The following is a 5276-nucleotide window of genomic DNA, read 5'->3' as shown; positions in this document are numbered from 1 at the left end:
CCCGCGCGGCCGGCCTTGGCGATGTGCGCAGAACGTTGGTGGCGCCGATATTGCCGGAGCCGATCTTGCGCTTGTCGATCTCGACGAACCTTGGATCGTCAGCGAAAGCGGTATTCGTTCGCGGTCGAAAAACACCTGTTTCGAAGGCGCGCGACTACAAGGCAAGGTCTTGCAAACGCTGGTTGCGGGCCGCACAGTGTTTTCTGCCTGAACCGGCCACGGCGCACCGCGCCTGACCCGGCCGAACTGGGGAAATGCGGGGGGAACAATGATTTACAGCCTCATCCCAACGCTCGTGTTCGGCTATTTGCTTGGCTCGATTCCGTTCGGGCTCCTGCTCACCCGCGCGGCCGGCCTTGGCGATGTGCGCAAGATCGGCTCCGGCAATATCGGCGCCACCAACGTTCTGCGCACCGGCAACAAGGGCCTTGCCGCCGCGACGCTGCTGCTCGACGCGCTGAAGGGCACGGCCGCCGTGCTGATAGCAGCCCATTTCGCGCCTGACCTGGCGATCTGGGCCGGTCTTGGCGCCTTTCTCGGTCATCTCTTCCCGGTCTGGCTCGGTTTCAAGGGCGGCAAGGGCGTCGCCACCTATCTCGGCGTGCTGATCGGCCTTGCCTGGCAGGTGGCGCTGATCTTTGCCGTCGCCTGGCTGGTGATGGCATTCCTGTTCCGTTATTCCTCGCTGGCGGCGCTGACGGCGGCGGTCATCGTGCCGATCGCCCTCTATGTCCTGAGCACACCGCAGAATGCGGCCTTGTTCGTGGTTATGAGCATCATCGTTTTCATCAAGCACCGGGAAAACATTTCGCGCCTGCTTGCCGGCACCGAGGGCAAGATCGGAGCCAAGGGGTGAGCGAGCCTGCCGCCGTGGTGAGTGGGCCGGCCGCCGGGCCGCGTCTCAGCGACCGGCAGCGGCTGAGCTGGCTGCGGCTGATCCGCACCCAGAATGTCGGCCCCGCATCCTTTCGCGACCTCATCAACCGGTTCGGTTCGGCCGAGGTGGCGCTGGAGATACTGCCGGAACTGATGATTTCAGGCGGCGCCATCCGGATCGCTCGCATCCCTTCCATTGCCGAAGCCGAGGCCGAACTGGAATTAGCCGGAAAGGCCGGCGCCCGCTTTGTCGGGATCGGTGAAACAGACTATCCACCCCTATTGCGCAACATGGACCATCCGCCGCCGCTGCTGGCGGTAAAGGGCAACGCAGCTGTTTTCCGGCTGCCGGGTGTCGCCATCGTTGGGGCACGCAACGCGTCCCTGGCCGGCATCAAGATGGCACGCATGCTGGCGGCCGACCTCGGCCGCGACGGCTACGCAATCGTCTCCGGCCTGGCGCGCGGCATCGACACCGCGGCGCATCAGGGCAGCCTTGCGACCGGCACGATCGGCGTCCTGGCCGGCGGCCTCGACCTGCCTTACCCGCCTGAAAATGCCGGCCTGTGCGACGAGATTGCCGAGCGCGGCGCCATCATCTCGGAAATGCCGTTCGGCTGGCAGCCGCGCGCCCAGGATTTCCCGCGCCGCAACCGCCTTGTCGCGGGTGCGGTCCTTGGGCTGGTGGTGGTCGAGGCAGCGCAACGCTCGGGCTCCCTGATCAGCGCCCGGCTTGCGGGCGAAATGGGCCGGCTGGTCTTCGCCGTGCCGGGCTCGCCGCTCGATCCACGCGCCGCCGGCACCAATGGCCTGCTCAAGGATGGCGCCACCTTGGTCACCGAGGCATCCGACATTTCCAGGGCGATCGCCCCGCTGACCGGCATGCGGGCGCCCGACGTGCCGCCGTTCGAAGAGCCGCCCGACTTCTCGGCCACACCACCGCCCGGCGAAAGCGACCGCGCCCGCGTCGTCGAGGCGCTCGGCCCGACGCCAGTGGCGGTCGACGAGATCATCCGCCACACCCGCCTGCACCCGGCCCAGGTGTTCATGGTGCTGCTGGAACTCGACCTCGCCGGCCGCCTCGAGCGCCATGCCGGAGGGAATGTTTCGCTGGTGTTCGGGGAGCCTTCCGTCTGACGCTGTTCGCATTTTCGCGCCGCCGAACTCCTTCGAGAAGCTCGGCGAGGATGGCCTTTTCAGCCGGCTTTCCGCTTTGCCGCGCCTGTGCTCATCTGTTCGACGCCAAGACCGGCCGGCGATTGTAGGGCAAAGGTCTGATATCCCGAGGCAAAGGTCTCAAGCAAAAGTTGGCTCTTGCCACTCGCGTCCGTTGGCACCAATCTCGCTCAGCCGCTCATCGGTGGATGTCGGCATGACAGGATCTTGCCATGACCCGCGATCAGATGCTCGCCCACCTGCGGTCCGCCGATGCCGTCGCGCGCGACACGGCGGCGCATGGGCACCATCCGTTCGGTTGCGTGCTGGTCGGGCCGGACGACCGCGTGCTGATGCGGCAGGGCAATCTCGACACGGTGCGCCATGCCGAGACGGAGCTCGCCCGGCGCGCGGCGGCGGCCTATGAGCCGGAGTTCCTGTGGCAATGCACGCTGGTCTCAACCTTCGAGCCGTGCGCCATGTGCGCCGGCACGATGTATTGGGCCAATATCGGGCGGCTGGTTTACGGGGTCGAGGAGACCGAGCTGCTGGCGCTCACCGGAGATCACGCGGAGAATCCGACGATGAGCCTCTCTTCGCGCACAGTCCTCGACTCCGGTCAGAAAAAGATCGAGGTCTTTGGCCCCTTCCCCGAAATCGCCGACGAGTTGCTCGCACCGCACCGCGATTTCTGGAAGCGTTGACGGCTTCCCCGCCCGTTGTGGTGTGCCCTTCCCGAGAGATGGGTGACAGTTCATCGGGTGGATTTGGTGAGCGCGATGGGATTCGAACCCATGACCTACTGATTAAAAGTCAGTTGCTCTACCGGCTGAGCTACGCGCTCCCGCGGGCGAAAGGCGGCCCTCGAAATTGCGCGGAACATAGGGAGAGTGCCTCGACCGGTCAACCGGAAAAAGAGGGCTCGCAAACACGGGCGGCTTCGCCCTGTCGCGACACTTGCCAGCCGCGCCATCGGTGGGAGAACAGCCAAGGGAACACTGGCATTTCTGCCCGACAGCGGCATCCAGTCTGGGGAACAATTGTATGTGCCGCTCGTTTTCCCGGCACAGGGACGTCCGCCAAAACCATCGAGGAGAAAACCAATGAACAGAATCACAACGAGCCTTCTGGCGGCCACGCTCTCCGCCACATTCGTTGCGGCGGAGACGGTGTCCGTTAATGCCCAACCGAACTATGTGCCGCAATCCCAGGTCGCGGTGCCGGATGTGCAGACAGTCCAGTACCGGGAGTGGCGTAAGGACCGCCACAATCGCAATTTTTCGCGTGACCGCAGCTTTTCGCGTGACCGCAATTTTTCCCGCAATCGCGGCGCGTATTGGAACGGCCATCGCGGCTATCGCGAATATCGCCCCGGCTACCGTCGTCACGGCGATTATTGGTTCCCGCTCGCGGCGTTCGCGACTGGCGCGCTGATCACCGGTGCCATCATCAACAACGAGAACAATCGCGTCTACGGAGGCAACGCCCACGTCCAGTGGTGCTACGACCGCTATCGCAGCTACCGTGCTTCGGACAACACGTTCCAGCCTAATTACGGCCCTCGCAAGGAGTGCCGTTCGCCTTACTGATTCGTGAATGAGTGCCAATAGCTGACGAGTAGACCCGTGCCAGAATCTGTCGCGGGTCTTCTCTTTTCAGTAAGCATGGGAGCCGGCATCAGCCAGCCCAACTGATGGCCTTGATGATGTAAAAACGTGCATCGCCTTCCGAAGGTGAGCGATATGCTCCAAGGGCGTCGCAAATTCGAACCGCCGCGGCGCTCAGTTCCCAACCAAGCACTTCCAGGTCGTCATCGACATCCGTCACGTAGGACTGGATCAGTTCGTCGATGCTATTTGTCTCGCCGAAGGATCGAACCCGCTTTGCGTCGATCATAACGTCATCGGGCCAATTTGAATTTGCCCAGGCCCAGAGCCAACTCTGCGACTTAGCGCTCGTGGACCCGGCAATCTGGACCTCTGCGGTGACTTTGATTTCTCCGCCCTTGGAAAACAAAAGCCTTCTGGTCTCGATGTCATAGTCGTAGCGAGACCAGTGGCCGAGCTGGAAGTCTCTCTCCAAGCGGTCATTCTTGGCATTTAGTTGTTCGATAGCCTCGTCGCGCCAAGCAGGATACCAATCTGGCTTCATTTCCCCTCGCCCCATTAGACAATCGGTTATGGCACACTCAGCGTCCTGCGCACAGCATCGCGCCAGCCTGCGAGTTTGGCTGCGCGCGCGGAGCCATCCATGTCCGGCTGGAAGCGCCGCTCCAGCGCCCAGCTTTTCGCAAACTTCTTGGCATCCGGCCACACGCCCGCCTTCGAGCCGGCCAGCCAGGCCGCCCCCAACGCCGTCGTCTCCAGAATGGTCGGGCGGTCGACCGGTGCATCGAGGATGTCGGCCAGACGCTGCATGGTCCAGTCCGACGCCACCATGCCGCCATCGACCCGCAGCACGGTCTTGGCCGAAGCCCCCTTCCAGTCCTTGCGCATGGCGTCGAGCAGGTCGCGTGTCTGGTAGGCCACGGATTCAAGCGCGGCGCGGGCAAACTCCGCCGGGCCGGAATTGCGCGTCAGTCCGAAAATGGCGCCGCGTGCCTCGGCGTCCCAATGCGGCGCGCCGAGCCCGACGAAGGCCGGCACCAGATAGACGTTTTGGGTCGGATCGGCTTCATCAGCCAGTTTGCCGCTCTGCTCGGCCTTGCCGATCACCTTAATGCCGTCGCGCAGCCATTGCACGGCCGCTCCGGCAATGAAGATCGAGCCCTCCAGCGCGTAAGTCGTCTTGCCGTTCAGCCTGTAGGCAATGGTGGTCAAGAGCCGGTTCTTCGAACGCACCAGGTCGCTGCCTGTGTTGAGGAGCGCAAAACAGCCGGTGCCGTAGGTCGATTTCATCATGCCTGGCTCGAAGCAGGCTTGGCCGATGGTTGCCGCATGCTGGTCGCCGGCGACACCGAGGATTCTTATCTCGGCGCCAAAGAGATTTTTCTCCGTGATTCCATAGTCATCGGCGCAGTCCTTCACCTCTGGAAGCATTTCTACCGGGATGTTGAGGATCGACAGCAGCTCGTCGTCCCAGGCATTCTCAGCGATGTTGTAGACCAGTGTGCGCGAGGCGTTGGTGGCGTCCGTGGCGTGGACCTTGCCGCCGGTCAGCCGCCAGATCAAAAAGCTGTCGATGGTGCCGGCGAGCAATTCGCCCTTCTCGGCGCGTTTTCTCGCGCCTTTCACCTTGTCCAACAT

The 5276-nt window shown here is 63.3% G+C and carries 6 protein-coding genes, 1 tRNA gene and 1 pseudogene; 5 read left to right on the top strand and 3 right to left on the bottom strand.

Annotated elements, in window-relative coordinates:
• The 4 genes and pseudogenes from EOB80_RS35135 to EOB80_RS08550 all read left to right on the top strand — a co-directional run.
• Positions 1–211, top strand: a pseudogene (locus EOB80_RS35135) (hypothetical protein); the annotation flags it as partial.
• A gap of 57 nt (positions 212–268) precedes the next feature.
• Entirely contained in the window at positions 269–856 is a 588-nt protein-coding gene (gene plsY, locus EOB80_RS08560; protein ID WP_127327333.1) for a glycerol-3-phosphate 1-O-acyltransferase PlsY, read from the top strand.
• Positions 857–873: 17 nt separating this feature from the next.
• Positions 874–2013 (top strand): DNA-processing protein DprA, encoded by a 1140-nt coding sequence (gene dprA, locus EOB80_RS08555; protein WP_127327416.1) that lies wholly within the window; start codon positions 874–876, stop codon positions 2011–2013.
• A gap of 251 nt (positions 2014–2264) precedes the next feature.
• Positions 2265–2735 (top strand): nucleoside deaminase, encoded by a 471-nt coding sequence (locus EOB80_RS08550; protein WP_127322545.1) that lies wholly within the window; start codon positions 2265–2267, stop codon positions 2733–2735.
• A 64-nt stretch (positions 2736–2799) separates the two neighbouring features.
• On the opposite strand, the gene EOB80_RS08545 is transcribed toward EOB80_RS08550, so the two are convergent.
• Positions 2800–2875: transfer RNA gene (locus EOB80_RS08545), tRNA-Lys, on the bottom strand.
• A 259-nt stretch (positions 2876–3134) separates the two neighbouring features.
• Here EOB80_RS08545 and EOB80_RS08540 point away from each other — a divergent pair.
• Positions 3135–3620, top strand: a complete 486-nt coding sequence (locus tag EOB80_RS08540; RefSeq protein WP_127321927.1) for a BA14K family protein — start codon at positions 3135–3137, stop codon at positions 3618–3620.
• Between the two features lie 88 nt (positions 3621–3708).
• Here the strand turns inward: EOB80_RS08540 and EOB80_RS08535 are convergent, their stop codons facing one another.
• Complete coding sequence (locus tag EOB80_RS08535) at positions 3709–4182, bottom strand: DUF6882 domain-containing protein (protein WP_127321928.1); 474 nt, start codon at positions 4180–4182, stop codon at positions 3709–3711.
• A gap of 26 nt (positions 4183–4208) precedes the next feature.
• On the bottom strand, positions 4209–5276 hold a 1068-nt coding region (glpK, locus tag EOB80_RS08530), incomplete at its 5' end, for a glycerol kinase GlpK (protein ID WP_245466294.1).

Origin of the sequence: Mesorhizobium sp. M7A.F.Ca.MR.245.00.0.0 (assembly GCF_003997415.1) — a bacterium.
GTDB lineage: Bacteria > Pseudomonadota > Alphaproteobacteria > Rhizobiales > Rhizobiaceae > Mesorhizobium.
This window is presented reverse-complemented; position numbering and strand designations above follow the sequence as displayed.